The following is a 25,591-nucleotide window of genomic DNA, read 5'->3' on the forward strand; positions in this document are numbered from 1 at the left end:
TAAGCACACACAAACAGGGCAATATTTATTACCACTAGATCACGTTGAAATGATCCCAATCGATAAAACAACATTTAATTAATTATGAGATGGTTTAACCTATCTACCTATTTATTTACCTATTTATTTACCTGTTTATTTACCTGCCTAAGCACCTACCTATTGCTTACCTAACTATCTACTCACCTAGCAAGTATTGTTAATGCCCAAATTAGCTGTATTTAGGGATGAAACTATAGGTATAAATACCCAGATACTTTTACATTCCTTTCAGTTCTAATTATGTTAGTGGCTTTTTGAGTATGGAATCCACATCAATATAAGTAATTGTAGAAATTTGAAAGGGTATATTAATTTAGGCTTTTCAAGAATTACGTTAAGAAATACGCTATTCATTCCGCGGTCAAAACTATTGAATTAAGGTACGTACCTGTGAAAAAAACAAATAATATCAGAAATCACGCTAATCCAATTTTGCTGAGTTTATTCTCTGCTGGCCTTGCAGGTTGCAGTACTGTTGACACAGCTACTACTGGCACTGCCTATAAAGGTTTATTAGACAATGCCGAGGTATTCATAGACGTTGATGGCGACGGGGTTTGGACAGTTGGGGTAGATAGCGACAAAGTGCGCACCGAAGCCGATGGTAGCTTTAGCATTGACACTGAACTCAGCGGCGACATCGTGGTGCAAACCGATGAAACCACCATAGACGCATCTTCTGGCGCCATCTTAGCTGGCATAAAAATGTCTGCCATGGCTGGTTCTAGCGTGGTAACCGTAGCCACAACGATTACTAACGAATTGGTAGATTCCTCTGGCGGCACTTTAAGTCAAGCCAAAGCAGAGGCTCAAGTGAAGGCTATTCTTGGCCTTGATACCAGCACAGACGTGTCTAGCTATAACGCATACGCTGCTGCCAACGCAGGCACTGCAGAATCGGTCGCATTTGAAAAATCCGCCCAGCAAGTAATGACTGTGATTAACACTTTAGCCGAAGCTGAAGCCACTTCATCGATAGGTTCAACGGTTAGTAAGTCTGCAGCCCTTAACAACGCAGTGGCTGCTTTTGTAGACGTGATTGAGGCTAAGGTTGTAGCTGCAGGTAGTGACCCGGTAACCGCTATTGACTTTAAAGAAGCTGATATCATAAATGAAGTCGTAGCTGCTGCCGTTGTCAATGACGCTGGCTCCGTATTTGCTGACAGCACTTTTACTACCTCCTTAACATCTATCAAAATAGCGATTCAAACTGTTAACACCGCTATTGATGCTGTTACCAGTTTAGACTCAAGTTCTAAACAAACATTTGCTGTAGCTCAATCAAGTTTGATAGACATGACCCAGGCAGTGGCCAGCACCAACGATGCTAGCAATGCATCAATTACTGCCAGCACCAATATCTCTACCTTAGTGGTCATTAACGGCGTTACAGCTGGACTTACTGCAGAAGACGCAGCTTCAGTAACCGAGACTGGTAGCTTAGTACTTACTGGTACTGCCCTCGTTACAGATCCTGATACAGCCGACAACGTGACCTATACATTTGATACTACTGCAGTTTCAATAGGTTCTGACAGCACATCCGGGAATCCTATAGGCACCTTAACCATCACTGCAAAGGGTGTATGGACATACACCTTGGATAACAACCATGCTGACGTTCAAGCATTAGGTGCAAGTGGCTCTCTAGTTGAAGTGTTTCAAATTAAAACCATCGCAACTGATGCCACCGACCCAGACAACCTAACCACTGCCGATAGCTCAACAAAGTTTATTAGTGTAAGGGTTGTTGGTAGTAATGACACGCCTACCTTAAGCGCAGCGCTAGGTGATGTTTCAACGGCAGAAGATGCAAGCTTTAGCCTCACTATTCCCAGTGCCACTTTTGCTGATGTAGACACCGGTGACGCCTCCACTTTGACCGCCACCTTAGAGGGCGGTGCTGAACTACCTAGTTGGCTTACCTTTACAGCTTCCACTGGTGTTCTAAGTGGCACTCCCACTAATGACCAGGTAGGAAGCATTAACATTACCGTAACTAGCACAGACGCCAGTAAAGCATCTGTGTCTGATACTTTCACTATTACAGTGACTAACACAAACGATGCGCCCACAGTTTCTGCTGAGATCGTTGACCAGACTATCGCCGAGGACTCAGCCTTAAGCTTCACTATTCCAAGTGCCACTTTTTCTGATGTAGACACTGGTGACACCTCAACCTTAACAGCCACCTTAACGGGTGGAGGTGACTTACCTAGCTGGCTTACCTTCACAGCCGCCACAGGTGTACTAAGTGGCACGCCCACTAATGACGAAGTTGGAAGTATTAACATTACCGTAACCAGCACAGACGCCAGTGCGGCCTCTGTGGCAGACAGCTTTAGCCTTACTACCACTAACACGAACGATGCGCCTACCATAACAGCGGCCCAAACTGCGTTAGAAACCTCAGAAAACGTAGCCTTTAGCTATGCAGTGCCTAATGCTACTTTTGGTGATATAGACGTGGGGGATAGCCTCACCTATAGCGCCACCCTAACCAGTGGAGGCGCACTGCCTGCATGGTTAAGCTTTGACGCTAGTACTAAAACTTTTAGCGGCACGCCTGCTAACAGCGACATTGCCGACTTAAGCATCAAGGTGACCGCCAGTGATGGCATAGCAACAGTGAGCGATACGCTAGCATTAACGGTGACCGACAACGCAGTGCCTACTGTCGCTGTCGCTCAAGCAGACCTAACCGGGACTGAAGACAGTGTCTTCACTTCCTACATCGTACCAACGGGCACTTTTAGTGACTTAGAGGATTTAGACTCTAGCTTAACCATTACTGCAACGGGCTTACCTGATGGATTAACCTTTGCCGATGGTACCATTAGTGGCACGCCTACTAACGCCGCCGTAGGCGCCAACGTAGTAAGCATTATTGCTACAGACAGCGGTAGCGCTAGCGTTACCGACCAAATTACCATTATGGTGGCCAATGTCAATGACGCACCCACTGTGGCTAATGAACTGATCGACCAAACTATAATTAGCGGCCGTGAAAGTACGTACACCATCGCTAGCGATAGTTTTAGTGATATTGATATCGGTGAAACTGCCACCTTAGCATACTCTGTCACCTTAGCAGGCGGCGGAGATTTGCCCTCGTGGCTTAGTCCTAATGGAGACGGCTCCTTTAGCGCTAATCCAACAGCTAGTGATGCTGGCACAATTTCAGTCACTGTTACCGCCACGGATACTGCTGCTGCTGCAGTGTCTGATACCTTTGATATCATAGTGACGGCAAACCAAGCCCCTGCAGTGGCTACCTTAGGAAATCAAACAGCAACGGAAGACACAGCTGTGAGCTTTACCTTAGCAGATGCTAAATTTACTGATGGTAATAGTGACACTATGACTGTCACCGTATCAGGAGAACCTACTTGGCTAACCTTCGACGCAAATACTAAAACCTTTAGTGGCACACCAACTACCGACAGCGATGCTGGCACAAGCACAATTACTGTGACTGCAACAGATGCCAGTACCGCATCAGGCACTGCCACTTTTGATCTAGTGACAACAGCAGCAAACGACGCACCTGCATTCACCAGTGCATCCAGTGTTAATGTCACCGAAAATAGTTTTACCGCAGCCACGGTAGTTGTAAGCGATGAAGAATCGGACACATTGACCTACAGCCTCAGTGGCACCGATGCTAGTTCTTTTAGCATCGACTCCAGCACGGGCAAGCTGAGTTTTTCTGGTAGCCCACGCACAGACATGGTTATGCTGTTAGACAGCAGTGGAAACCCAGGGGCTTTATTAGCTGACAATTACACATCCACTATCACGGGTAGCGTTACCCAAGTCACAATGGATTTATACGCTTTGCCTAAAGCTGGGGGTGCAGAATCGTTGGCTGGGTTCCAGTTTAAACAAACCTCTTCTGATTCGGCAGCAGATATGAGTATAGTAAAGGACTCCTCAATTGGAGGTGCTTTTACTAATAATGGAGGCCAGTCAATTTGGTATGATACCTCAGGTTCTAACTCCCTTGGCGCCGTTAAAATTGGCACAATAACCATTGCTAACTATGACGCTGCAGAAACCTACTCTATTGAAACTATTAAAATGGATGGTGGTGACGATGGTACTAGCTCCTCAGCGAGACTTACTACCAATAACCTAATCATCAACTCCGTTACCGATTTACCAGCAGCTAGCAGCACTTATTCTGTAGCCGTCACGGCAACAGACAGCAATGATAGCACCAGCAGTGTAACTCAAACTCTCTCTATTACAGTAGATGCCGCTGCGGCCAACGCTAACAGCTCCACTAGCACCGCAACCTGGACAGGCACAGCCAGCGCTGACACTTACACTATTGACTCCCTGACCGCTTCGGCAGATGGTGGTGACGGTGGCAACGACGTGGCTAAAATAAGCATTGCAAACCACACTACGTGGGATACTACCGGTGGCACCACTGAACTTACAGCGTCCCTTGTAGACATGGAAATCATTGATATTGGCAACGTGATCAGCAGCAACGACAGCTCAGCTATTGTGATTGGTGACTTTAGCACCCACATGACCATTGATGCCACTTCGGCGGCAAGCATGATTGCAGGTTCTGATAGTACCGTGAGTATTATGGGTACTACTAACGACATAGTCACCTTAAGTGGCACAGCATGGACCAAGGGGGCAAGTTCAAGCCTGTCATCTGGCGATTACTCAGCACAAGTACTAGACGCTTGGTCAGACGGTACCAGTACACTTTATATTGACCATGAAATTAACATTACCACTCCTGATATTGCTTAAACTCAGCTTTAGCTGCAATTCACTGAGTCCTAAGAGCTAAGGAATAAAATGTATCGTCCACTTATATTAACAGCCATCATTTCGGTGGCTGTGGCCAGTTCTGCTGCTCAAGCATCAGCAGACTGGGTATCTGCGGTGCTTGATCACCCAAATCTGCGGGTGCAAAACAGCTCTATAGAGAAACAAAAATGGAAAATATTAGAACTTGAAGCCGAGCAAGGTTTTGATTTCGATATCAAGAGCTCTGCACATCTGCCCATTGCCGAGCATTTTGACAGTTCTTTCTCTCGCGTAGCCACCCACGACCCTTATTTAGATCTGGTCTTTAGCGCTAGTCATACACTGTATGACTTTGGCGAATCTGATTCGTTGATTGACGCAGAACGTACGCTGCAAACCCGAGCTAGGCTAGCTTTTGCCAACGCATTTGAGCAACAAACCCATGCTTTATTTAGCCTTGTTCTTCAGCACCAAAAAGCTAAGACAACCGTGGTTATTATTGACACAGCTCAAGCTAATATAGCTTTAGTAAAAAAGGACTTGGTAAAGCGTTTTGAGGCTGGCCTTGGCACCATAACAGACATTCGCCGCACCCAACTTAGCCAAATTGACCTAGAGACTCAAATCGTTCAATTGTTTAACAAAATGGATGAAATTGAACACATGGTTAACTCTGACTATGGCCTAACTGTTGCCGACTTAGTAAACGATTGGCACTCCATAGAACCACAACTGAGTAGAGTATCTTATGTTCCAGAACAAGCTTTGCGCACCAGTGCAATAAGCCAAGATTTACAAACCTCATTGCGCTACCAGCGCAATAGCATTGATGCACAAAAAAAACCAAAATTAATTATAGACGTTAATACGACATTATATGACGTGACAGGAAGCTTAGGAAACTACCGTGTTGCTGGGGAATTCCGTTTAACTTTCCCTGCTTTTGACAGCGGCTATCGTTCTGCAAAAATGGCCAGCATCACTCATGCTATCAGTGCCGAGCAGCAAGCATTAGCAAAAGTAATTCAGCAAAAAAACTTAGATTTGAAAACTAGTGAGCGCCAAATAGAAGACCTAGAATTGCGCGAACAAGAGGGTACTAAGAAGCACAATAACTTAGTTTTACAGTTAAAAAATATGAAGCTTTCTTTAGGGAAAACAGCTAATGACCACGCCAGTCTTGCTAACATGTATACTCAAATTGCTAGTGCTGAAATAAACCTTATTGGCATCGCTTCGGACATGGAACAGCTAACACTTGACCATGTATTACTTAGCGAACAAATCATTCAACAATTCAACGTAAGCTATAATCAATTACCATGAATAAACCTTATCACAAGTCGGCTTCGCAGCATTGGTTTTTTGGGCCCGTAATCCGCAGTAAACGCCTTTACATGCAGGTAATATTAGCCTCTGTATTTATTAATCTGTTCGCCCTTGTGAGTGCGTTTTACATAATGACAGTTTACGACAGGGTTATCCCTAACGACGCTATGGAATCACTCTTGGCTCTCACCATTGGTGTTTGCATTGTCATGAGCTTTGACTTCATTATGAAGGTGATGCGCGGCGTATTTACTGACCAAGCTGGTATTAATATCGACTTTGACGTAGCCGACAACCTTTTTGATCGCTTGGCTCAAAATGATAACGTAGCTGGCCAAAAAGCGACGGGGGCCATGGCTAATACTGTAAAGGATTTTGACAGCCTTAAGGACTTTTTAGCCTCTGCTTCTTTTGTGGTATTTGCTGACTTACCCTTTGTATTTTTATTTATTTTTGTGCTCTACAGCATTGGTGGGCCTATCGCCGCAATTCCTGGCGTTATTGTCATCGCTGTATTATTGGTGGGCCTTTTAGTCCAACCTATTATTAAGCGCCTTACTTTTAACGCTATGCAAGATGGTCAGTCTAAACAAGCTGTATTAGTAGAGGTGCTTAACAGCCTAGAAACTATCAAAACCCTGTCTGGTGTGCGTTTATTGCGTAACCGTTGGATGGATAGTGTCGGTCGTCAAGGCGTGGTCACTGCTAAGTCACGCTTCTGGACTCAGCTCACCACTAACTTTTCCCAGCTTGGCCAACAAGCTTCCCAAGTAGGTATTGTTGTTTATGGTGTAATCCTCATCAGCAGTGGCGACCTAAGCATGGGTTCCTTGATTGCTTGTGTAATCTTATCAGGCCGAACATTGGCACCCCTTGGGCAGCTAACCAACCTTCTAGGCCGGTTTAACCAGTCTGTAAACGCCTACAAGAACCTTAACGAACTCATGTCTGAACCCGTATTGGAGGCCTCCCGTGTGGGCCAAATTAGACGCGAAGAAATTGTAGGTGACATCCGTTTTAGCAACGCTAGCTTCCGTTACCCGGGCCAAAAAGAAGACACCCTTAAGCAACTCAATTTGAAAATGAAAGCGGGTGAAAAGGTCGCTATTTTAGGCAAAATTGGATCCGGTAAAACGTCTTTATTGCGTCTGCTGGCTGGAATTTACGAGCCTAATGAGGGCAGTGTACAGATAGACCAAACAGAAGTAGGCCACATACACCCAGAAGACTTGCGACGTGGTGTGGGCGTGGTATTACAAACACCCATGTTATTTTCTGGCTCTGTAAAAGAGAATCTATTGTTGGGCAAACCAGACGCTACAGACGAAGAAGTCATCGAAGCCGCTAAACAGGCAGGCATCGATGACTTTATTGGGCAGCTACCCGATGGCTATGAAACTGTCCTCACAGAGCGAGGTCAACAGCTGTCTGGTGGTCAACGCCAGGCTATGTGTATTGCCCGCTCATTGATCAGCAACCCTTCTGTAATCATTTTGGATGAGCCGACCAGCGCAATGGACTCTGGTACTGAACAACAGTTAATGGTGCGATTGAAACTTCTCTTTGAACACAAAACCGTAATTATTATCACCCATCGCGGCACCTTGCTCGCCCTTGTTGATCGTGTGATTGTTATAGACAGTGGTCGCATCGTTGCAGATGGGCCAAAAGAAGAAGTGCTAAAGACCGCAAAAACTGGAACCCCATCGTGAAATCAGGCAAGTTAACCAACGTCATTTTTTACCTTATTTGCGCCTTCTTTATCGCAGCGACTTACTGGTCTTTCAATACGGAAGTAGACCAAGTGGTTCGCGCCGAAGCCATAGTAGAGCCCACTGGGAAAGTGCAAGTAGTGCAAAACCGCTACCCAGGATCCATTGACAAGTTTAGGGCTAGCGTTGGTGATGCTGTGGAAAAAGGCCAAGTGTTGTTTTGGCTAAAGCAAGAAGACAACGAAGCAGCTATTAAGCAAAACCGTATTACTTTTTACAACGCCATGGCCGAAATAACCCGCTTTAGAGCAGAAGCTTATGGTGAGGAGTTAAATTTTCCAAGCCAATTGCCTGTTCGTTTTATAGAACAACAAGGGGCTATTTTTCACGCAAAAACACGGTCAATTCAAGAACAACTTAACATCATAGAGCAAGAAATTTCGAGTAAGTCCAATGCCATATTACAGGCTCAAACTGCTGTTAGCTCAGCTCAAGACAGCCTATTGCTCACCCTAGAAGAACTGAGCATATACAAGCCTCTAGTTGACGCCGGTGTCGAGCCAAAAATAAAATTACTTGGCTTTCAGAGGCAGCAGCAAGAAGCCCACAACAGCATTAACCAACAAGTCCTAGTAGAAGCAGGCCTTAACATCGATATAGACACCCTTAAACGCCGTAAAACACAAGTGCTAATGGATCACCGCGTGCAAGCGGAAGAGCGCCTGGCCGACAGTACAAACACCATGACGAAAACCAGCGCGGAATACACCTCTTTGATCGAGCGCATGGCAATGGCAGAAGTTAAAGCCCCAAGTGATGGTATTATCTCCGCCATCTTTGTGACCACTGAAGGTGAAGTGGTTAATGGCGGCGAAACGTTAGCTGAGGTTGTGCCGATAACGGATTCTTTTCTAGTATTGGCCAAAGTTCAACCCGCTGATATCAGCAATGTCACCCAAGGCCAGCTTTGTCGGGTTTCTTTTGCAGCTTATGACTTTGCCAAGTTTGGGTCTATTGAAGGTAAAATCGTCAACATTGCACAAAATATAACGGAAACTAATCAAGGCTTAATGTATTACGAAGTTTGGGTGGAAACAACCACAGCTAGTTTTTCTAAATCTGACTTGGTTCCTAACATCATGCCAGGCATGGTTGCCCAAGTTGACATTCTCGGCGAAAAAACTCGCATTATTGACTACATACTCACACCCCTAAAGCGCACTGCAGCCATAGCTCTTACTGAGCAATAATAGCTGCAAGTTCAGGTTAGCTACGCTTACACATAACTCCGCTTAGGATCATCACACTAGTAACTTGTCTATGTTAACCACGATCCCATCACAAGCTATTAGACTGTAATTTAGACATAAAAAAACCCAGCACAAGGCTGGGTTTTTACTAATGTAAAAAATTACTCGTCGCTAGTTACAGGACGATCAACTAATTCTACATAGGCCATAGGGGCATTGTCACCAGGGCGGAAACCACATTTCATAATGCGGATATAGCCACCAGGACGAGCCTCATAACGAGGGCCTAGTTCATTAAACAGCTTGCCAACTGCTTCTTTGCTACGCGTGCGAGCAAAGGCCAAACGGCGGTTAGCAACGCTATCTTCCTTAGCAAGGGTGATCAATGGCTCAGCCACACGACGCAGTTCCTTGGCTTTGGGTAGGGTGGTTTTAATCAACTCGTGCTCAAACAAAGATACAGACATGTTCTTGAACATGGCCTTACGATGAGAGCTGGTCCGATTTAGATGACGACCACTTTTACGATGACGCATTTGTTAGTTCCTTATCAAACTAAGTTTGAATTTTTAGCCGGTTAAGACGTTATGCTTGGTTGCCTTTCAACATAGCCGGTGGCCAGTTTTCTAAACGCATTCCAAGAGACAAGCCTCTAGAGGCCAGTACGTCTTTAATTTCGGTCAATGACTTCTTGCCGAGGTTCGGAGTTTTAAGCAACTCAACTTCGGTGCGCTGAATCAGATCACCAATGAAGTTTAAGTTTTCTGCCTTGAGGCAGTTTGCCGAACGTACGGTTAGCTCTAGGTCGTCTACTGGACGTAGAAGAATCGGATCAATTTCCGGCTCATCAACCTTAGCTTCTGGTTCGTTGTCGTTTTCCAAGGCCACAAACACTGCCATCTGACGTTGCAGAATGGTAGCAGCGCTACGGATTGCTTCTTCTGGATCTATAGTACCGTTGGTCTCTAGATCTAACACTAGCTTGTCCAAGTTAGTACGCTGCTCAACACGAGCACTTTCAACCGCGTATGCAACACGCAGTACAGGGCTGAAAGAAGCGTCTAGCTGTAGCTTACCAATGGCATGAGTTTCGTCTTCGCCAAAGTCGCGTGTGTCGGCTGGCTCATAGCCAGTGCCGGCACGCACGGTAAGCTGCATTACTAGCTTGGTTGCAGTGTTTAGATGGGCAATCACATGGTCTGGGTTAGCCACTTCTATATCGTGGCTCAGTGCGATGTCGGCTGCAGTTACAGTACCAGGTCCCTGTTTAGTCAGGGTTAGGACTGCTTCTTCGCCAGCGTGCATGGTTAGTGCAACACCTTTAAGGTTAAGCAAGATTTCAATAACGTCTTCTTGCACTCCCTCAATAGAGCTGTACTCATGCTCAACACCGTCGATTTCTACGTCAACGATTGCCGCGCCTGCCATTGAAGACAGTAGAATACGACGCAAAGCGTTACCTAAAGTGTGGCCAAAACCACGCTCTAATGGCTCAAGAATAATCTTAGAGCGGGTATCGCTTACACGTTGCACTACGATGTTACGCGGTGTCAAAATATCGTTGGTTGAAGTCATGGACTCACCTTTCACTGGGGCAGTTAATAAAGAAATTACTTAGAGTAAAGTTCTACAATTAATTGCTCATTAATTTCGGCAGGCAGTTCGCTACGCTCTGGTGTACTTTTAAAGGTACCTTCCAATTTTGTAGTGTCTACATCACACCACTCTACTGCGGCACGCTGGGCGGCCAACTCTAGAGCACTTTTGATACGTAACTGTACTTTTGCCTTTTCACGGATAGAGATTACGTCACCTTCAGCTACTTTGTAGCTTGGAATGTTTACAGTCTGACCGTTAACCAAAATGCTCTTATGAGAAACAATTTGACGTGCTTCTGCACGAGTAGAGCCAAAGCCCATACGGTAAACAACGTTATCTAAACGTGTCTCAAGTAAACCCAACAAGTTAGTACCTGTTGCGCCTTTAAGACGATCCGCTTCTTTATAGTAGTTACGGAATTGACGCTCAAGAACACCATACATACGACGAACTTTCTGCTTTTCACGTAACTGCGTGCCGAACTCAGACAGACGACTACGGCGTGCGCCGTGGACACCTGGAATGGTATCAGCTTTACATTTCGAATCTAATGCTCGCACACCGCTCTTGAGGAACAAGTCTGTTCCTTCACGTCGAGACAGCTTGCAAACGGGTCCAATATATCTTGCCATTTGATCCTACCCCTTTATACGCGACGCTTTTTAGGCGGGCGACAACCATTATGTGGAATTGGAGTCACGTCTGTAATGTTAGCAACCTTGAGGCCGCAACCGTTTAAAGCACGAACCGCAGACTCACGTCCTGGTCCTGGGCCTTTAACAAATACATCAATGTTCTTCAATCCAAATTCCATTGCTGCTTTACCAGCACGTTCTGCAGCCACCTGGGCAGCAAAAGGCGTGCTCTTTCGAGAGCCACGGAAACCAGAACCACCAGCTGTTGCCCAGCTTAGTGTATTGCCCTGGCGATCGGTTAAAGTAACGATCGTGTTGTTAAAAGAGGCGTGAATGTGCGCTAGCCCATCCGCTACCTGCTTTTTAACTTTTTTACGTGTACGAGTACCTGGCTTAGCCATGTTGATATCCTGTACTTAGCTTATTTGCGAATTGGTTTAGTTGGGCCCTTGCGGGTCCGCGCGTTAGTCTTGGTACGTTGACCACGTAGCGGTAAGCTACGACGGTGACGTAAACCACGATAACAACCTAAGTCCATTAGTCGCTTAATATTCATTGAGATTTCGCGGCGAAGATCGCCTTCGACGTTCATTGTAGTAATGGCGTTACGAATCTCATCTAATTTTTCTTCGCCCAAGTCGCGAACCTTAGTGCTTTCCTCAATATTGAGGTCGGCGCAGATCTGCTGGGCAGTGGGTCGGCCAATACCAAAAACATAAGTCAACGAGATAACCGTGTGCTTATTGTCTGGAATATTGACGCCAGCTATACGAGCCATTCAATTTACTCCGTTCGAGACACTCAAAAAGTGCATCGTTTCTATTCTCTTCGTCACAGAAGGCGGCGAATTATACATCCCCCACCCACCTGCGTCAATTCAGCTTAGCCTTGGCGTTGCTTATGACGTGGCTCAACTTTGCAGATCACTCGAACTACACCGCTGCGACGTACGATTTTACAGTTTCGGCACATTTTCTTTACAGATGCACGTACTTTCATTTCGAACTCCTAAATTCTTGGGGCTAATAATGGACTTAACCTAACAGTCCGCCATTACCCTTTAAATTCGATTTCTTCATCAGGGAACTATACTGGTTGGACATCAAATGAGATTGAACTTGGGACATGAAATCCATGACCACAACAACAACGATCAAAAGCGATGTGCCACCAAAGTAAAAAGGCACATTCCATGCAATTACTAAGAACTGCGGCATTAGCGAAACCGCGGTAATGTAAAGCGCACCGAATAACGTTAACCGACCCAATACAGTGTCGATATAACGCGCCGATTGTTCACCTGGGCGAATGCCTGGGATAAAAGCCCCAGACTTCTTCAAGTTATCCGCCACGTCTTTAGGGTTAAAGACCAATGCGGTATAAAAGAAGCAAAAGAACACAATACTTACTGCAAACAGAAGTATGTATAGGGGCTGGCCTGGCGCTAGCGCCAAAGATATATCCTGCACCCATTGCATATTGTCTGCTTGACCAAACCACTGACCGATTGAAGCGGGTAGTAGTAAAATGGCCGATGCAAAAATTGGCGGAATAACCCCCGCCATGTTCACCTTCAAAGGCAAATGACTGGACTGAGCGGAGAATACCTTATTACCTTGCTGACGCTTGGCATAGTTAACGGTAATTCGACGCTGACCACGCTCCATGAACACCACAAAAGCGATGGTCGCGAGCGCCAGTACGGCGATTGCTAACAGGGCGATAATGTTCAAGTCACCCTGACGGGCGGCCTCAAACGATTGTCCTACCGCACCAGGGAGACCTGATACGATACCTGCAAAGATGAGTATTGAGATGCCATTGCCAATACCCTTTTCTGTCACTTGTTCACCAAGCCACATTAAGAATACTGCACCAGACACCAAGGTTACGACTGCAACGAAATAAAAGCTGAGGTCTGCATTAAAGGCAATTCCTTGCCCAGCAAGACCGACCGCCATAGCTAAAGACTGTACCGTGGCTAAAATCACAGTACCGTAGCGGGTGTATTGACTTATTTTCCGTCGACCAGCTTCACCTTCCTTCTTCAGCTGCTCTAAATGTGGACTTACCACAGTCATAAGCTGCATGATTATCGAAGCCGATATGTAGGGCATAATGCCCAAGGCTAAGATACTCATGCGCTCCAACGCTCCACCTGAGAACATGTTAAACATGCTCAGGATGGTGCCTTGATTCTGCTCGAACATAGCGGCAAGGCGGTCAGGGTTAATTCCAGGGACTGGAATATGTGCCCCAATCCGATACACCAAAATGGCGATCAGAACGAAGCGCAAGCGAGACCATAGCTCACTTAACCCACCTTGATTGCCTGCTGGCGACTTACCTTGCTTTGCCATACTATGCCTCGATCTTACCGCCAGCCGCTTCAATAGCAGCTGCAGCGCCCTTAGTTACACGCAAACCTTTGACAGTAACTGCCCGGGTTAGCTCGCCACTAAGAATGATTTTGGCGTCCTTCATGCGATCATTGATCACGTCAGCAGCTTGAAGCGCTGCTAAGTCGATCACATCAACATTCATACTTGCCAATTCACTTAATCGCACTTCAGCTACAAAAGCAGCTTTGCGCGACGTAAAACCAAACTTTGGTAGACGCCTTTGTAGAGGCATCTGGCCGCCTTCAAATCCTGGCTTAACACTGCCGCCAGAACGAGACTTTTGACCTTTGTGACCGCGGCCACACGTCTTGCCCAAACCAGAACCGATGCCACGACCTACACGCTTTGGCGCATGGGTAGATCCTTCGGCTGGGGATAGAGTATTTAAACGCATATCAATTTCCCTTATTCGCCTTCAACGCGAACCATGTAGTTGACCTTATTGATCATGCCACGTACAGAAGGAGTGTCTTCCACTTCAACTGTATGCCACATGCGCTTTAGGCCGAGACCTTTGACGCAATCACGGTGACGTGGCAATTTGCCATGCACGCTGCGTACAAGGGTGACCTTGATCATAGACTTTTTTGTTGCCATGACTAATTACCCCAAAATTTCTTCGACAGTTTTACCACGCTTAGCTGCAATCTCTTCTGGAGAATTCATGGCCTTAAGGCCATTGAATGTTGCACGCACTACGTTTACCGGATTGGTAGAACCGTAGCACTTAGCTAATACGTTATGGACACCAGCCATCTCAAATACAGCACGCATCGCGCCACCGGCAATTACGCCAGTACCATCTGATGCAGGCTGCATGTATACCTTAGAGGCACCATGGCGAGCTTTAATTGCGTATTGAAGGGTAGTACCGTCCAATTCCACTGTAATCATGTTACGACGTGCAGCTTCCATAGCTTTTTGGATTGCAGCAGGCACTTCACGAGCCTTACCACGCCCAAAACCTACACGGCCTGCGCCGTCACCTACCACTGTTAAAGCGGTAAAGCTAAAGATACGACCACCTTTAACCACTTTAGATACACGGTTAACCTGTACCAAACTTTCTTGCAGGTCGCCGTCTTTCTGTTCAATGTTAGCCATTGTCATATTTCCTTAGAACTGCAAGCCAGCTTCACGCGCGGCATCAGCCAACGCCTTCACTCGGCCGTGGTATTTAAATCCAGAACGGTCAAACGCGACCGTCTCGACACCTGCTTCTTTAGCGCGAGTTGCGATCAGTGTGCCTACTTGTGCAGCCGCATCAGCGTTGCTAGTAGCGCCTGAGCGCAAGCTAGAGTCTAGCGTAGAAGCCTGGGCTAATACCTTAGAACCGTCGCCAGAAATAACTTGTGCGTAGATGTGCTGTGGTGTGCGGTTAACACACAAGCGAGTCACACCTAGGTCACGCATCTTATAACGTGCGCGGGCGGCGCGACGTAAACGTGCAATTTTCTTTTCCATCGTTATCCTACCTTACTTCTTCTTAGCTTCTTTACGACGTACATGCTCGTCTGCATAACGGACACCCTTACCTTTATAAGGCTCTGGTGGACGGAAGGCGCGAATCTCGGCGGCCGCTTGGCCAACACGTTGCTTGTCGACACCGGAAACTACGACTGTAGTTTGGTTAGGGCACTCAGCAGTGATGCCTTCAGGTAACTGGTAATCTACCGGATGGGAAAAGCCCAACGTTAGATTAAGTACAGGACCTTTAGCAGCAGCACGGTAACCAACACCTTGTAATAACAAAGTCTTAGCGAAGCCATTAACTACGCCGTTAACCATGTTGTTTACTAGGGCACGGGTAGTACCTGACATGGCGATAGCTAGCTTGCTATTGTTGCGAGCACCGAAGGTGATTTGGTTGTCAGCTTGGTTAACTTCTACATCTTGGTGAATTGCCAAGTCTAAAGAACCTTTGCTGCCTTTAACGGTCAAATCGCGGCCATTAATTGTAACGGTGACCCCGGTGGGCAAAGCCACTGGGTTTTTTGCTACTCGTGACATGACAACTCCTTAGAATACAGTACAAATGACTTCACCACCGATACCAGCAGCACGAGCTGCGCGGTCGGACATGACGCCATGAGAAGTTGTAACGATTGCAACACCTAAACCACCTTCAACAGTAGGAATAGAAGAAGCGCCTTTGTACACGCGTAGAGAAGGCTTAGAGATGCGCACAATCTTTTCGATTACAGGCTTGCCTTCATAATATTTCAAAGTAATAGTTAGTTCAGGCTTAGTACCCTCAGCAACAGAGATGTCACCAACGTAACCTTCGCTTTGTAGAACTTGCGCTACTGACACCTTCAACTTTGAAGAAGGCATAGTGACTGATACTTTCCCAGCCATGTGCGCATTACGGATGCGAGTGATCATATCCGCTAATGTGTCTTGCATACTCATGTGAGTGAGCTCCAAATTATAACTTAAGTGCCACATGCCCTGAGGCTTGCTTTACAAAAGCGTGACCAGACCTAAAGCCGGTATTGACTTTGGTTTCCAATCACCCGATTTTTTAAAAACTGGCCGAGAAGCACCAAGACTTCACAGCCAACTTTCTACCAAGATGCTTTCTTAAGCCCTGGTACATCACCACGCATCGCAGCTTCACGAAGCTTGATACGTGATAGGCCGAACTTGCGGTAAACCGCATGTGGACGACCGGTGATCTGACAACGACGCATTTGACGAACAGGGCTTGCGTTGCGTGGCAACTTTTGCAAAGCTATTTGTGCGTCCCAACGATCTTCATCGCTAGTATTAACATCGTTTAAAATTACTTTGATTGCATCGCGCTTAGCGGCAAACTTAGCAACAGTTTTTGCACGCTTGTCTTCACGCGCCTTCATGGAAGATTTAGCCATGTTATCGCCCTACTTTTTGAACGGGAAGTTAAGGGCTGTTAATAGCGCCAAACCTTCTTCGTTGTTACGTGCTGTGGTAGTGATGGTAATATCCATACCGCGAATTTTGTCCACTTTATCGTATTCGATTTCAGGGAAAATAATTTGCTCACGAACACCCATGCTGTAATTACCACGACCATCGAATGACTTAGGATTTAAGCCACGGAAGTCGCGGATACGAGGGATAGAAATATCTACCAAACGATCAAAGAATTCCCACATTTGCTGGCCGCGCAAAGTTACTTTACAACCCACTGGCCAACCCTCACGCACCTTGAAGCCTGCAATAGACTTACGCGCTAGAGTAACAACAACTTTCTGACCAGCGATAGCTTGTAAATCAGCTACTGCGTTGTCGATCATCTTTTTGTCGCCAATGCCTTCACCTACACCCATGTTCAGAGTGATCTTGGTGATCTTTGGAACTTCGTTAACGTTAGCTAGCTTTAGCTCTTCGTGGAGTTTGCTAGCGACTTCGTTTTTGTATAATGCTTTTAGTCTTGACATAGTCCGAATCCCCTTATGCGCCGATCACTTCGCCGCTGGACTTGTAGATACGTACCTTACTGCCGTCTTCAAGAATCTTGAAGCCAACACGGTCGCCCTTGCCAGTCGCGGAATTGAAAATAGCAACATTAGACGCAGCAATTGCCGCCTCCATATCAATGATGCCGCCAGGTTGGTTCGTCATTGGATTTGGCTTCTGGTTTTTCTTAACCATATTGATGCCAGTCACAATAAATCGACCATCAAGAACTTTCGCGACGGTGCCGCGCTTGCCCTTATCTCTGCCTGCGATAACGATTACTTCGTCCTCGCGCTTAATTTTAAGCATTTGTTTATCCTTTCCTACAACCTTCTCATACAAGAGGGAGCGCTACTGCGCTCACTCCCCTCCCTTTTAACAGGGATAGTTTAAACTCCAAAGAGATTTAAAGTACTTCAGGTGCCAGGGAAATAATTTTCATAAATTTCTCGGTACGTAACTCGCGCGTTACTGGGCCGAAGATACGTGTACCGATAGGGGCATCGGCTGCGTTTAATAACACAGCAGAGTTAACGTCAAAACGGATGATTGAACCATCCGGACGACGTACACCTTTGCGGGTCCGTACTACAACAGCTTTAAGCACCTGGCCTTTCTTCACCTTACCGCGAGGAATTGCTTCCTTAACAGTAATTTTGATGACATCGCCGATGCCTGCGTAACGACGGTGAGAACCGCCGAGTACCTTAATGCACTGTACTCGCTTGGCGCCGCTATTATCAGCAACGTCTAGCATTGATTCTGTTTGAATCATTGTTTACTCCAAACTATAAGGGCCAATTTCACACTCCTTAACCAGAAAATCTTCTAATTTAGGTGCCCAAAATTGGAGTTCCCTAGAAGCGAGGCGGGTATTCTACACCTTTGCGACGCTTTCTTCAATTTTTACCAAAGACCAAGACTTAGTCTTTGAAATCGGGCGTGTTTCACCAATAGTTACAAGATCACCGGTGTTACACTCATTATTCTCATCATGTGCATGAAGCTTAGTAGAGCGCTTCACGTACTTGTGATAAATAGGGTGCTTAACACGACGCTCAATCAGTACAGTGATGGATTTCTCCATCTTGTCGCTGATGACCCGGCCAGTGGCGAGACGAGACTGTTCAGTAGCCGTCATATCAATTACCTGCCTTTTCGTTAAGAATAGTCTTTACGCGGGCGATATCGCGGCGCGCCTGTCCCAATAAATGAGACTGACCTAGCTGACCTGATGACTTTTGCATGCGAAGGTTAAACTGTTCCTTTAATAGGTCCAGCAAAGACACTTGCAATTCATCAACAGATTTTTCACGCATTTCAACAGAATTCATTACATCACCGTCCGCTTAACAAAAGTGGTGGCGAGTGGCAATTTCGCTGCAGCAAGCGTGAACGCTTCGCTAGCTAGTTGCTCAGAAACACCTTCCATTTCAAACAAGACTTTGCCTGGCTGAATTTGGGCAACCCAATATTCAACGTTACCCTTACCCTTACCTTGACGAACTTCAAGAGGCTTTTGAGTAATCGGCTTGTCTGGGAAAACTCGGATCCAAATCTTACCACCACGCTTGATGTGACGCGTCATAGTACGACGTGCCGCTTCAATTTGACGGGCGGTAATGCGGCCACGGCCAGTAGCCTTAAGACCAAATTCACCAAAGCTTACTTTACTTCCGCGAAGTGCAAGACCGCGGTTACGGCCTTTGTGCATTTTGCGGAATTTTGTGCGTTTAGGTTGCAACATTACAGTATCCCCTATTTAGCTTTTTTCGCAGCGTTGCTCTTAGCAGCGCGGACTTCGTCCAAACCACCCAGAATTTCGCCTTTAAAAATCCACACTTTAACGCCGATGATGCCATACGTAGTATGAGCCTCATAGGGTGCGTAGTCGATGTCTGCACGGAATGTGTGCAATGGAACGCGACCTTCGCGGTACCATTCGGAGCGCGCTATTTCAGCACCACCAAGACGACCGCCTAGCTGAATCTTGATGCCTTCGGCACCCAGACGCATGGCGTTCTGTACAGCACGCTTCATAGCGCGACGGAACATAACCCGACGCTCCAATTGGCCAGCTACACTTTGTGCAACGAGTTTTGCATCCAATTCTGGCTTACGAATTTCTTCGATGTTGATGTGCACAGGCACGCCCATCATCTTAGAACATTCATTACGTAGCTTTTCTACGTCTTCGCCTTTCTTACCGATAACGATACCAGGGCGAGCCGTGTGAATTGTAATGCGTGCATTTTGCGCAGGACGCTCAATTTCGATGCGACTTACTGAAGCACGCTCTAGGCGTTGCTCCAAAAAGGCACGAACTTTTAAGTCCTGCAACAGGTTAGTCGCGTAAGCAGAGCGGTTCGCATACCAAGTTGAGGTATGGTCCTTCACAATACCAAGACGAATACCCGTAGGATGTATTTTCTGTCCCATGGTAGCTCCTATTTCTCAGCGACTTTCAAGGTGATATGGCATGAACGCTTTAAAATTCGGTCTGCACGGCCTTTGGCACGTGGACTGATGCGTTTCATGGTCATACCTTCGTCAACAAACGCGGTAGAAACCGTTAGTTCGTCAACGTCTAGACCGTTGTTATGTTCTGCATTAGCGATAGCTGAATCTAGCACTTTCTTTACCAACTCAGCAGCCTTTTTGGGGCTGTAAGCAAGTATAGTCAATGCTTCATCTACACGCTTTCCGCGAATTTGATCGACAACCAAACGCGCTTTTTGAGCAGATATTCTGGCACCCATATGTTTTGCGGTGACTTCCATCATATTCTCCATTAACGCTTGGCTTTCTTATCTGCTGCATGGCCTTTATAGGTCCGTGTAGCAGAAAATTCGCCGAGTTTATGCCCTACCATATCTTCAGTTACGAAGACTGGTACGTGTTGGCGTCCGTTATGGACTGCAATCGTCAACCCTACAAAGTTAGGGAAGATCGTCGAGCGACGAGACCAGGTTTTAATTGGTCGACGTTCGTTCGTTTCAACTGCAGTCTCAACCTTTTTCAACAAATGAAGGTCGATGAATGGACCTTTCTTTAGTGAACGTGGCACAGCCGTATCCTCTTTTAGTTATTTAGCGTTACGACGACGAACAATAAGTTTGTCGGTGCGTTTGTTGCTACGAGTTTTGTAACCCTTGGTAGGAGTACCCCATGGTGAAACAGGATGACGACCACCAGAAGTACGACCTTCACCACCACCATGTGGGTGATCAACTGGGTTCATTGCCACACCGCGAACGGTAGGACGAACACCACGCCAGCGGGAGGCGCCAGCCTTACCCAATGACCGAAGGCTATGCTCGGAGTTGCTTACTTCGCCCAGAGTGGCTTTACACTCAACACGAATTTTACGCATTTCGCCGGAACGTAGACGTAATGTAGCGTAATCACCTTCACGCGCTACCAGTTGCACAGAGGCACCAGCAGAACGGGCGATTTGCGCACCCTTACCTACTTTCATTTCAACGCAGTGCACTACGCTACCCATAGGGATGTTGCGTAGAGGCATGGTGTTACCACTCTTAATTGGTGCATCAGCACCAGAGATGATTTGATCACCGGCCTTCATGCCTTTAGCGGCAATGATGTAACGACGCTCACCGTCTGCATAAAGCACAAGTGCGATATTAGCAGTGCGGTTTGGATCGTATTCAATACGCTCTACAGTGGCTGGAATGCCATCTTTATTACGCTTGAAATCGACCATACGATAATGCTGCTTATGACCACCACCGATATGACGGGTAGTGATACGGCCGTTATTATTACGGCCGCCAGACTTTGACTTCTTCTCTAACAAAGGAGCGTATGGCTTACCCTTGTGTAGATCAACGTGTACGACTTTAATGACGTGACGACGACCCGGAGAAGTAGGTTTACACTTAACTACTGACATGTGCTTCTCCTTACGCCTCAGCGATGAAATCGATGTCATGGCCTTCCGCTAAGCGTACATACGCCTTACGGATATTGTCCTTGTGACCAATGCCATAACGGGTGCGTTTAGCCTTACCCTTAGCATTAAGTACACGGACAGAAGCCACTTTAACTTCGAACAACTGCTCAACAGCCTTTTTAATTTCTGGCTTAGTCGCATCCGCGGCAACGCGGAAGACAACCTGACCACCATCGTCTGCAACGATTGTAGCTTTCTCAGAAATGTGTGGGCCTAGCAGTACTTGATAAATGCGTTCTTGGTTCATCCTAGCAACTCCTCGATCTTCTTCAGAGCAGCAACGGTTATAATAACCTTCTCACTTCCCACCAAGCTGACAGGGTTAATGCCAGCGGCATCAACAACGTCGATCTTAGGAATATTGCGAGCGGCCAAATACAGGCCCGTTTCTACGGCTTCAGTCACAATTAGCGCGTCAGTCGCATCAAACTCAGCAAGCTTAACCAGCATTGCCTTTGTTTTCGCTTCCGCTAGTTCAAACGTTTCAACAACGATCAAACGCTCTTGACGTACGAGTTCGGCTAAGATGCATTGCATCGCCGCACGGTACATCTTGCGATTAACTTTTTGTGAGTGATCTTGAGGACGAGCTGCAAATGCACGACCACCACCAACCCAAATTGGGCTACGGATGGTACCAGCACGCGCACGACCTGTGCCCTTCTGGTTCCAGGGCTTACGACCGCCACCGCTCACTTCTGAACGGGTCTTTTGCTTGCGAGTGCCTTGACGGCCGCCAGCTAGATATGCGGTAACTACTTGGTGAACAAGCGCTTCATTAAAGTCACGACCAAAGGCTACTTCGGACACTTCAATTGAACCACCTGCGACAAGATTTAAATTCATGATATTCTCCTAAGCCTCACCGACGGATTTTGACGGTAGGTCTAACGATCACATCACCACCTGGTGCACCAGGAACAGCGCCCTTGATCAACAACAGATTATTTTCTGCGTCAACACGAACGATTTCTAGTGATTGGGTAGTAACTTGTTCAGAGCCCATATGACCCGCCATTTTCTTGCCTTTCCAGACACGACCGGGGGTTTGACACTGACCAATAGATCCGATAGAACGGTGGGAGAGTGAGTTGCCGTGGGTTGCATCTTGCATGGTGAAATTCCACCGCTTGATACCGCCCTGAAAGCCTTTACCCTTTGATTGGCCTGTTACGTCCACTTTCTGTCCAACTTCAAAACGTTCGACCGATAGCTTATCGCCAACAGAGACTTCTTCGCCATCAACATTGCGTAGTTCCCATAGACCACGACCAGCAGCAGAATTTGCCTTAGCAAAATGGCCTGCAGCAGCCTTAGTAACGCGTGAAGCGCGACGTTCGCCAACAGTAATCTGAATAGCTGCATAGCCGTCAGTATCTGCTGTCTTCACTTGCGTTACGCGGTTAGGATCAACCTCGATAACGGTGACTGGCACGGAATCACCTGCTTCGGTGAATACACGGGTCATGCCCGCCTTCCGTCCGACTAATCCAATAGTCATTGTATTACCTCAAATTGCCAGTTGTGCACGGGGCTGCTTACCCACTACGGCTGACGATACACGTCAATTGCACGAAAAATAATAAATAGTGCAGATTTTTAGCGCTGCCACGCTGCCTTTCGGCCTACGATTCGATTAGCTCAAGCTGATCTGAACATCTACGCCCGCAGCAAGGTCTAGCTTCATCAATGCATCTACAGTTTTTTCTGTAGGGTCAACGATGTCTAGAACACGCTTATGGGTGCGGATTTCGTACTGATCACGCGCGTCTTTGTTGACGTGCGGTGAAGTCAGAACTGTAAAACGTTCCTTGCGAGTAGGTAGTGGAATAGGACCACGAACCTGAGCGCCAGTACGCTTAGCAGTATCTACGATTTCCAACGTAGAAGAATCAATCAGACGATGATCAAAAGCCTTCAACCGAATACGGATTTTTTGGTTTTGCATTATCGACTACAACCTTCTTTAAACGGGTTTAAATCTAGCCCATTTCAGTGCTAAAAAGCGAAAAGCCTTCCAGCCCAAATAAAATGGGTACGGGATTGTACGGGATTAGGCGAATGATTGCAACGCTACAAAGACTGAATAAGTGTCTCATAGCAAACTCTATTGCTGGCGATTACACCAGTCACAAAGACTCTAAGAGCACACAGAAAAACACCCATGCACCGTTAGCTCCACTTTAATACCACCTTACCACTAGTACCTGCAGCCATGGCCGCAAAACCCTGCTCGAAGTCTTGGCTATTAAATTCATGGGTTAGTATGGGCTCTACGCTGAGACCGGATTGCAACATTGCAGCAGCCTTATACCAGGTTTCGTACATTTCACGGCCATAGATACCCTTAATGGTTAGGCTTTTGAAAATAACTTCGCCCCAATTAATGGCCACCTTCCCCCCTAAGATGCCTAGCATTGCTATCTTTCCACCATGGTTCATATGTTTTAACATTTGCTCAAACGCTGACCCCACACCAGACATCTCTAGACCCACATCAAAGCCTTCGTGTATGTTCAGGTGGGCCATCACCTCACTCAAATCCTCTTTTGCGACATTGACGCAACGGGTGGCTCCCATCGCTGAAGCCAACCTTAGGCGATGACGGTTAACATCCGTTACCACCACTTGGCGGGCGCCCACATGACGGGCAATAGCGGCCGCCATTAAACCAATAGGCCCAGCGCCTGTAATGAGCACATCTTCACCCACTAGATCGAAGCTGAGGGCTGTATGCACAGCATTACCTAAGGGGTCGAAAATAGCTGCATGGTGGTCATCAATATTGTCTGGCACTAAAAACACATTGTCGACAGGGAGGCTAAGATACTCAGCAAACGCGCCTGCTCTGTTAACCCCAATACCCACGGTATGAATGCACAAATGGCGCCGACCAGCGCGACAGTTGCGACACTGGCCGCAGGTAATGTGTCCTTCTCCTGAAACACGCTGACCAATCTGGTAAGCCTGCACTTGACTTCCCTTGGCCACAATATGACCCACAAATTCATGGCCTACTGCCATACCCACTGGCACAGTGGCTTGCGCCCATTCATCCCAGTTATAAATATGCATATCAGTACCACAAATAGCGGTGTAACTTATTTTAACCAGCACATCATGATCTCCCATTTCAGGTATGGGAATATCACTTAGCCATAGGCCAGGACGATCGTACTGTTTCACTAGGGCCGCCATAGTTTGCTTACCTAAGCCAGAGCTGGTGTTCATTGGATTACTCCTAACTCTCGGCCCACTTGCGCAAACGCTTGCATGGCGTGATCTATCTGCTGGCGACTTAGGGCGGCAGACATCTGGGTTCGAATACGCGCCTGCCCCTGAGGTACAACGGGGAAACAGAAGCTGACTACATAAATGCCACGGGCCTGCATGCGCTTGGCAAACTCACCTGCGAGCACTGCATCACCTAATAGCACGGGAATAATGGCATGATCAGCCCCTAGCAAGGTAAAACCTAAGTCCTGCATACCGTCACGAAAGTGATCAGAGTTGCTCCACAGCTGCTGCCGAAGTTTTGGTTCTTGAGCCACTAAGTCTAGGGCCTGCAGGGTGGCTGCGCAAATAGCCGGTGCCAAAGCATTAGAAAACAAATAGGGCCTAGAGCGTTGCCTAAGCCAAGCAACCACGGCTTCACTAGCGACCACATAACCACCCGAGGCACCTCCCAAGGCCTTACCAAAGGTGCCCGTCATTATATCGACCCGGCCCATAACCTCACAGTGCTCATGACTGCCTCTGCCAGACTCACCAACAAAGCCCACGGCATGGGAGTCATCGACCATTACCATAGCATCATAACGTTCTGCCAAGTCACACACAGCCGCTAAGTTGGCAATGCTGCCATCCATAGAAAATACGCCATCGGTGACCACTAAACGAGTGCGCGCATTAGCTGCCCCCTGCAACTGCTGCTCTAATGATTGCATGTCGCTGGTGACATACCGCAAGCGCTGGGCCTTACACAGACGCACGCCATCAATAATGCTAGCGTGATTAAGGCTATCACTGATGATGGCATCTTGGGCATCTAAGATCGTTTCGAATAACCCTGTGTTGGCATCAAAGCAAGATGAATAAAGAATCGCGTCTTCAAAGCCTAAAAAACCTGCAAGGCGCTGCTCCAACTGCTGATGCAGTGTTTGTGTGCCACAGATAAAGCGCACGGAAGCCATACCAAAGCCATGACTATCTAAAGCCTGTTTGGCAGCCTTAATTAAGCTTGGGTGGTTGGCCAGCCCCAAGTAATTATTGGCACACAAGTTAATGGCACTTTGCCCATCGGCGTCTTCGATTACGGCTTGCTGAGGTGACGCAAGTGCTCGCTCATGTTTAAACAAACCTTGCTCATGGAGCGCTTCAAGTTGTTGTTGCAAGCGAGTATTGAGACTTAACATGTTATTCGTCATTTGGG

At 47.0% G+C, this 25,591-nt stretch carries 34 protein-coding genes; 4 read left to right on the top strand and 30 right to left on the bottom strand.

Annotated features, from left to right (window positions below):
- Nucleotides 1-432 precede the first annotated feature (432 nt).
- From ABXT60_RS11730 to ABXT60_RS11745, 4 genes are read left to right on the top strand one after another with little or no spacing between them, the layout of a single operon-like run.
- The gene (locus tag ABXT60_RS11730; protein WP_443630325.1) at nucleotides 433-4,818 is read left to right on the top strand and encodes a beta strand repeat-containing protein; all 4,386 of its coding nucleotides are present in this window, start codon (nucleotides 433-435) and stop codon (nucleotides 4,816-4,818) included.
- 48 nt (nucleotides 4,819-4,866) lie between these two features.
- Nucleotides 4,867-6,144 carry a TolC family protein gene (locus ABXT60_RS11735; protein WP_443630326.1) on the top strand — a complete coding sequence of 426 codons (1,278 nt, stop codon included), beginning with the start codon at nucleotides 4,867-4,869 and terminating at the stop codon, nucleotides 6,142-6,144.
- Nucleotides 6,141-7,859 (top strand): type I secretion system permease/ATPase, encoded by a 1,719-nt coding sequence (locus tag ABXT60_RS11740; RefSeq protein ID WP_443630327.1) that lies wholly within the window; start codon nucleotides 6,141-6,143, stop codon nucleotides 7,857-7,859. The genes ABXT60_RS11735 and ABXT60_RS11740 overlap by 4 nt, the downstream gene beginning before the upstream one ends.
- Nucleotides 7,856-9,109, top strand: a complete 1,254-nt coding sequence (locus tag ABXT60_RS11745; protein ID WP_443630328.1) for an HlyD family type I secretion periplasmic adaptor subunit — start codon at nucleotides 7,856-7,858, stop codon at nucleotides 9,107-9,109. Before ABXT60_RS11740 ends, ABXT60_RS11745 begins: the two co-directional genes overlap by 4 nt.
- A gap of 161 nt (nucleotides 9,110-9,270) precedes the next feature.
- On the opposite strand, the gene rplQ is transcribed toward ABXT60_RS11745, so the two are convergent.
- The 30 genes from rplQ to ABXT60_RS11895 form a co-directional block, all read right to left on the bottom strand.
- Nucleotides 9,271-9,645 carry a 50S ribosomal protein L17 gene (rplQ, locus tag ABXT60_RS11750; RefSeq protein ID WP_443627975.1) on the bottom strand — a complete coding sequence of 125 codons (375 nt, stop codon included), beginning with the start codon at nucleotides 9,643-9,645 and terminating at the stop codon, nucleotides 9,271-9,273.
- 49 nt (nucleotides 9,646-9,694) lie between these two features.
- Nucleotides 9,695-10,684, bottom strand: coding sequence for a DNA-directed RNA polymerase subunit alpha (locus ABXT60_RS11755; RefSeq protein ID WP_046483941.1), 990 nt, complete (start codon nucleotides 10,682-10,684; stop codon nucleotides 9,695-9,697).
- Between the two features lie 35 nt (nucleotides 10,685-10,719).
- Entirely contained in the window at nucleotides 10,720-11,340 is a 621-nt protein-coding gene (gene rpsD / locus ABXT60_RS11760) for a 30S ribosomal protein S4 (RefSeq protein WP_046483942.1), read from the bottom strand.
- A 14-nt stretch (nucleotides 11,341-11,354) separates the two neighbouring features.
- Complete coding sequence (gene rpsK, locus ABXT60_RS11765) at nucleotides 11,355-11,744, bottom strand: 30S ribosomal protein S11 (RefSeq protein ID WP_046483944.1); 390 nt, start codon at nucleotides 11,742-11,744, stop codon at nucleotides 11,355-11,357.
- Between the two features lie 20 nt (nucleotides 11,745-11,764).
- On the bottom strand, nucleotides 11,765-12,121 hold the full coding sequence (gene rpsM, locus ABXT60_RS11770; RefSeq protein WP_046483945.1) for a 30S ribosomal protein S13: 357 nt from the start codon (nucleotides 12,119-12,121) through the stop codon (nucleotides 11,765-11,767).
- Nucleotides 12,122-12,225: 104 nt separating this feature from the next.
- A complete protein-coding gene (gene rpmJ / locus ABXT60_RS11775; protein ID WP_443627979.1) occupies nucleotides 12,226-12,342 on the bottom strand; it encodes a 50S ribosomal protein L36 in 117 nt (38 codons plus the stop codon).
- Nucleotides 12,343-12,377: 35 nt separating this feature from the next.
- The gene (gene secY, locus ABXT60_RS11780; protein ID WP_046483946.1) at nucleotides 12,378-13,703 is read right to left on the bottom strand and encodes a preprotein translocase subunit SecY; all 1,326 of its coding nucleotides are present in this window, start codon (nucleotides 13,701-13,703) and stop codon (nucleotides 12,378-12,380) included.
- A gap of 1 nt (nucleotide 13,704) precedes the next feature.
- Nucleotides 13,705-14,139, bottom strand: a complete 435-nt coding sequence (gene rplO / locus ABXT60_RS11785; protein WP_046483947.1) for a 50S ribosomal protein L15 — start codon at nucleotides 14,137-14,139, stop codon at nucleotides 13,705-13,707.
- Between the two features lie 11 nt (nucleotides 14,140-14,150).
- On the bottom strand, nucleotides 14,151-14,324 hold the full coding sequence (rpmD, locus tag ABXT60_RS11790; protein ID WP_443629474.1) for a 50S ribosomal protein L30: 174 nt from the start codon (nucleotides 14,322-14,324) through the stop codon (nucleotides 14,151-14,153).
- 24 nt (nucleotides 14,325-14,348) lie between these two features.
- Nucleotides 14,349-14,849, bottom strand: a complete 501-nt coding sequence (rpsE, locus tag ABXT60_RS11795; RefSeq protein ID WP_046483951.1) for a 30S ribosomal protein S5 — start codon at nucleotides 14,847-14,849, stop codon at nucleotides 14,349-14,351.
- Nucleotides 14,850-14,861: 12 nt separating this feature from the next.
- Complete coding sequence (rplR, locus tag ABXT60_RS11800; RefSeq protein ID WP_046483952.1) at nucleotides 14,862-15,209, bottom strand: 50S ribosomal protein L18; 348 nt, start codon at nucleotides 15,207-15,209, stop codon at nucleotides 14,862-14,864.
- 12 nt (nucleotides 15,210-15,221) lie between these two features.
- Nucleotides 15,222-15,755, bottom strand: coding sequence for a 50S ribosomal protein L6 (gene rplF, locus ABXT60_RS11805; protein WP_443630329.1), 534 nt, complete (start codon nucleotides 15,753-15,755; stop codon nucleotides 15,222-15,224).
- A 9-nt stretch (nucleotides 15,756-15,764) separates the two neighbouring features.
- The gene (gene rpsH, locus ABXT60_RS11810; RefSeq protein ID WP_046483987.1) at nucleotides 15,765-16,157 is read right to left on the bottom strand and encodes a 30S ribosomal protein S8; all 393 of its coding nucleotides are present in this window, start codon (nucleotides 16,155-16,157) and stop codon (nucleotides 15,765-15,767) included.
- Between the two features lie 155 nt (nucleotides 16,158-16,312).
- Nucleotides 16,313-16,618 carry a 30S ribosomal protein S14 gene (gene rpsN / locus ABXT60_RS11815; protein ID WP_046483956.1) on the bottom strand — a complete coding sequence of 102 codons (306 nt, stop codon included), beginning with the start codon at nucleotides 16,616-16,618 and terminating at the stop codon, nucleotides 16,313-16,315.
- Nucleotides 16,619-16,627: 9 nt separating this feature from the next.
- Nucleotides 16,628-17,167, bottom strand: a complete 540-nt coding sequence (gene rplE / locus ABXT60_RS11820; protein ID WP_046483958.1) for a 50S ribosomal protein L5 — start codon at nucleotides 17,165-17,167, stop codon at nucleotides 16,628-16,630.
- Nucleotides 17,168-17,180: 13 nt separating this feature from the next.
- Nucleotides 17,181-17,495: a 50S ribosomal protein L24 gene (gene rplX / locus ABXT60_RS11825; protein ID WP_443630330.1), complete on the bottom strand. Its 315-nt coding sequence runs from the start codon at nucleotides 17,493-17,495 to the stop codon at nucleotides 17,181-17,183.
- Between the two features lie 97 nt (nucleotides 17,496-17,592).
- Entirely contained in the window at nucleotides 17,593-17,961 is a 369-nt protein-coding gene (rplN, locus tag ABXT60_RS11830; RefSeq protein ID WP_046483961.1) for a 50S ribosomal protein L14, read from the bottom strand.
- A gap of 102 nt (nucleotides 17,962-18,063) precedes the next feature.
- Nucleotides 18,064-18,327, bottom strand: coding sequence for a 30S ribosomal protein S17 (rpsQ, locus tag ABXT60_RS11835; RefSeq protein ID WP_046483962.1), 264 nt, complete (start codon nucleotides 18,325-18,327; stop codon nucleotides 18,064-18,066).
- A gap of 1 nt (nucleotide 18,328) precedes the next feature.
- A complete protein-coding gene (gene rpmC, locus ABXT60_RS11840) occupies nucleotides 18,329-18,520 on the bottom strand; it encodes a 50S ribosomal protein L29 (protein ID WP_046483964.1) in 192 nt (63 codons plus the stop codon).
- Nucleotides 18,520-18,933, bottom strand: a complete 414-nt coding sequence (rplP, locus tag ABXT60_RS11845) for a 50S ribosomal protein L16 (protein WP_046483966.1) — start codon at nucleotides 18,931-18,933, stop codon at nucleotides 18,520-18,522. Before rplP ends, rpmC begins: the two co-directional genes overlap by 1 nt.
- An 11-nt stretch (nucleotides 18,934-18,944) precedes the next feature.
- Nucleotides 18,945-19,625, bottom strand: a complete 681-nt coding sequence (gene rpsC, locus ABXT60_RS11850; protein WP_443630331.1) for a 30S ribosomal protein S3 — start codon at nucleotides 19,623-19,625, stop codon at nucleotides 18,945-18,947.
- Nucleotides 19,626-19,633: 8 nt separating this feature from the next.
- A complete protein-coding gene (gene rplV, locus ABXT60_RS11855) occupies nucleotides 19,634-19,966 on the bottom strand; it encodes a 50S ribosomal protein L22 (RefSeq protein WP_046483989.1) in 333 nt (110 codons plus the stop codon).
- Nucleotides 19,967-19,977: 11 nt separating this feature from the next.
- Complete coding sequence (gene rpsS, locus ABXT60_RS11860; RefSeq protein ID WP_046483969.1) at nucleotides 19,978-20,253, bottom strand: 30S ribosomal protein S19; 276 nt, start codon at nucleotides 20,251-20,253, stop codon at nucleotides 19,978-19,980.
- 18 nt (nucleotides 20,254-20,271) lie between these two features.
- Nucleotides 20,272-21,099, bottom strand: coding sequence for a 50S ribosomal protein L2 (gene rplB, locus ABXT60_RS11865; protein WP_443630332.1), 828 nt, complete (start codon nucleotides 21,097-21,099; stop codon nucleotides 20,272-20,274).
- 10 nt (nucleotides 21,100-21,109) lie between these two features.
- On the bottom strand, nucleotides 21,110-21,406 hold the full coding sequence (gene rplW / locus ABXT60_RS11870) for a 50S ribosomal protein L23 (RefSeq protein WP_046483971.1): 297 nt from the start codon (nucleotides 21,404-21,406) through the stop codon (nucleotides 21,110-21,112).
- A complete protein-coding gene (gene rplD / locus ABXT60_RS11875; protein ID WP_046483972.1) occupies nucleotides 21,403-22,005 on the bottom strand; it encodes a 50S ribosomal protein L4 in 603 nt (200 codons plus the stop codon). Before rplD ends, rplW begins: the two co-directional genes overlap by 4 nt.
- A 16-nt stretch (nucleotides 22,006-22,021) precedes the next feature.
- A complete protein-coding gene (gene rplC / locus ABXT60_RS11880) occupies nucleotides 22,022-22,660 on the bottom strand; it encodes a 50S ribosomal protein L3 (RefSeq protein WP_443630333.1) in 639 nt (212 codons plus the stop codon).
- A 135-nt stretch (nucleotides 22,661-22,795) separates the two neighbouring features.
- A complete protein-coding gene (gene rpsJ / locus ABXT60_RS11885) occupies nucleotides 22,796-23,107 on the bottom strand; it encodes a 30S ribosomal protein S10 (RefSeq protein ID WP_046483976.1) in 312 nt (103 codons plus the stop codon).
- Between the two features lie 224 nt (nucleotides 23,108-23,331).
- The gene (gene tdh, locus ABXT60_RS11890; RefSeq protein ID WP_443632103.1) at nucleotides 23,332-24,357 is read right to left on the bottom strand and encodes an L-threonine 3-dehydrogenase; all 1,026 of its coding nucleotides are present in this window, start codon (nucleotides 24,355-24,357) and stop codon (nucleotides 23,332-23,334) included.
- A 29-nt stretch (nucleotides 24,358-24,386) separates the two neighbouring features.
- A complete protein-coding gene (locus ABXT60_RS11895) occupies nucleotides 24,387-25,586 on the bottom strand; it encodes a glycine C-acetyltransferase (RefSeq protein ID WP_443630334.1) in 1,200 nt (399 codons plus the stop codon).
- Between the last annotated feature and the right edge of the window lie 5 nt (nucleotides 25,587-25,591).

Origin of the sequence: Candidatus Njordibacter sp. Uisw_056, assembly GCF_047730085.1 — a bacterium.
GTDB lineage: Bacteria > Pseudomonadota > Gammaproteobacteria > Pseudomonadales > Balneatricaceae > Njordibacter.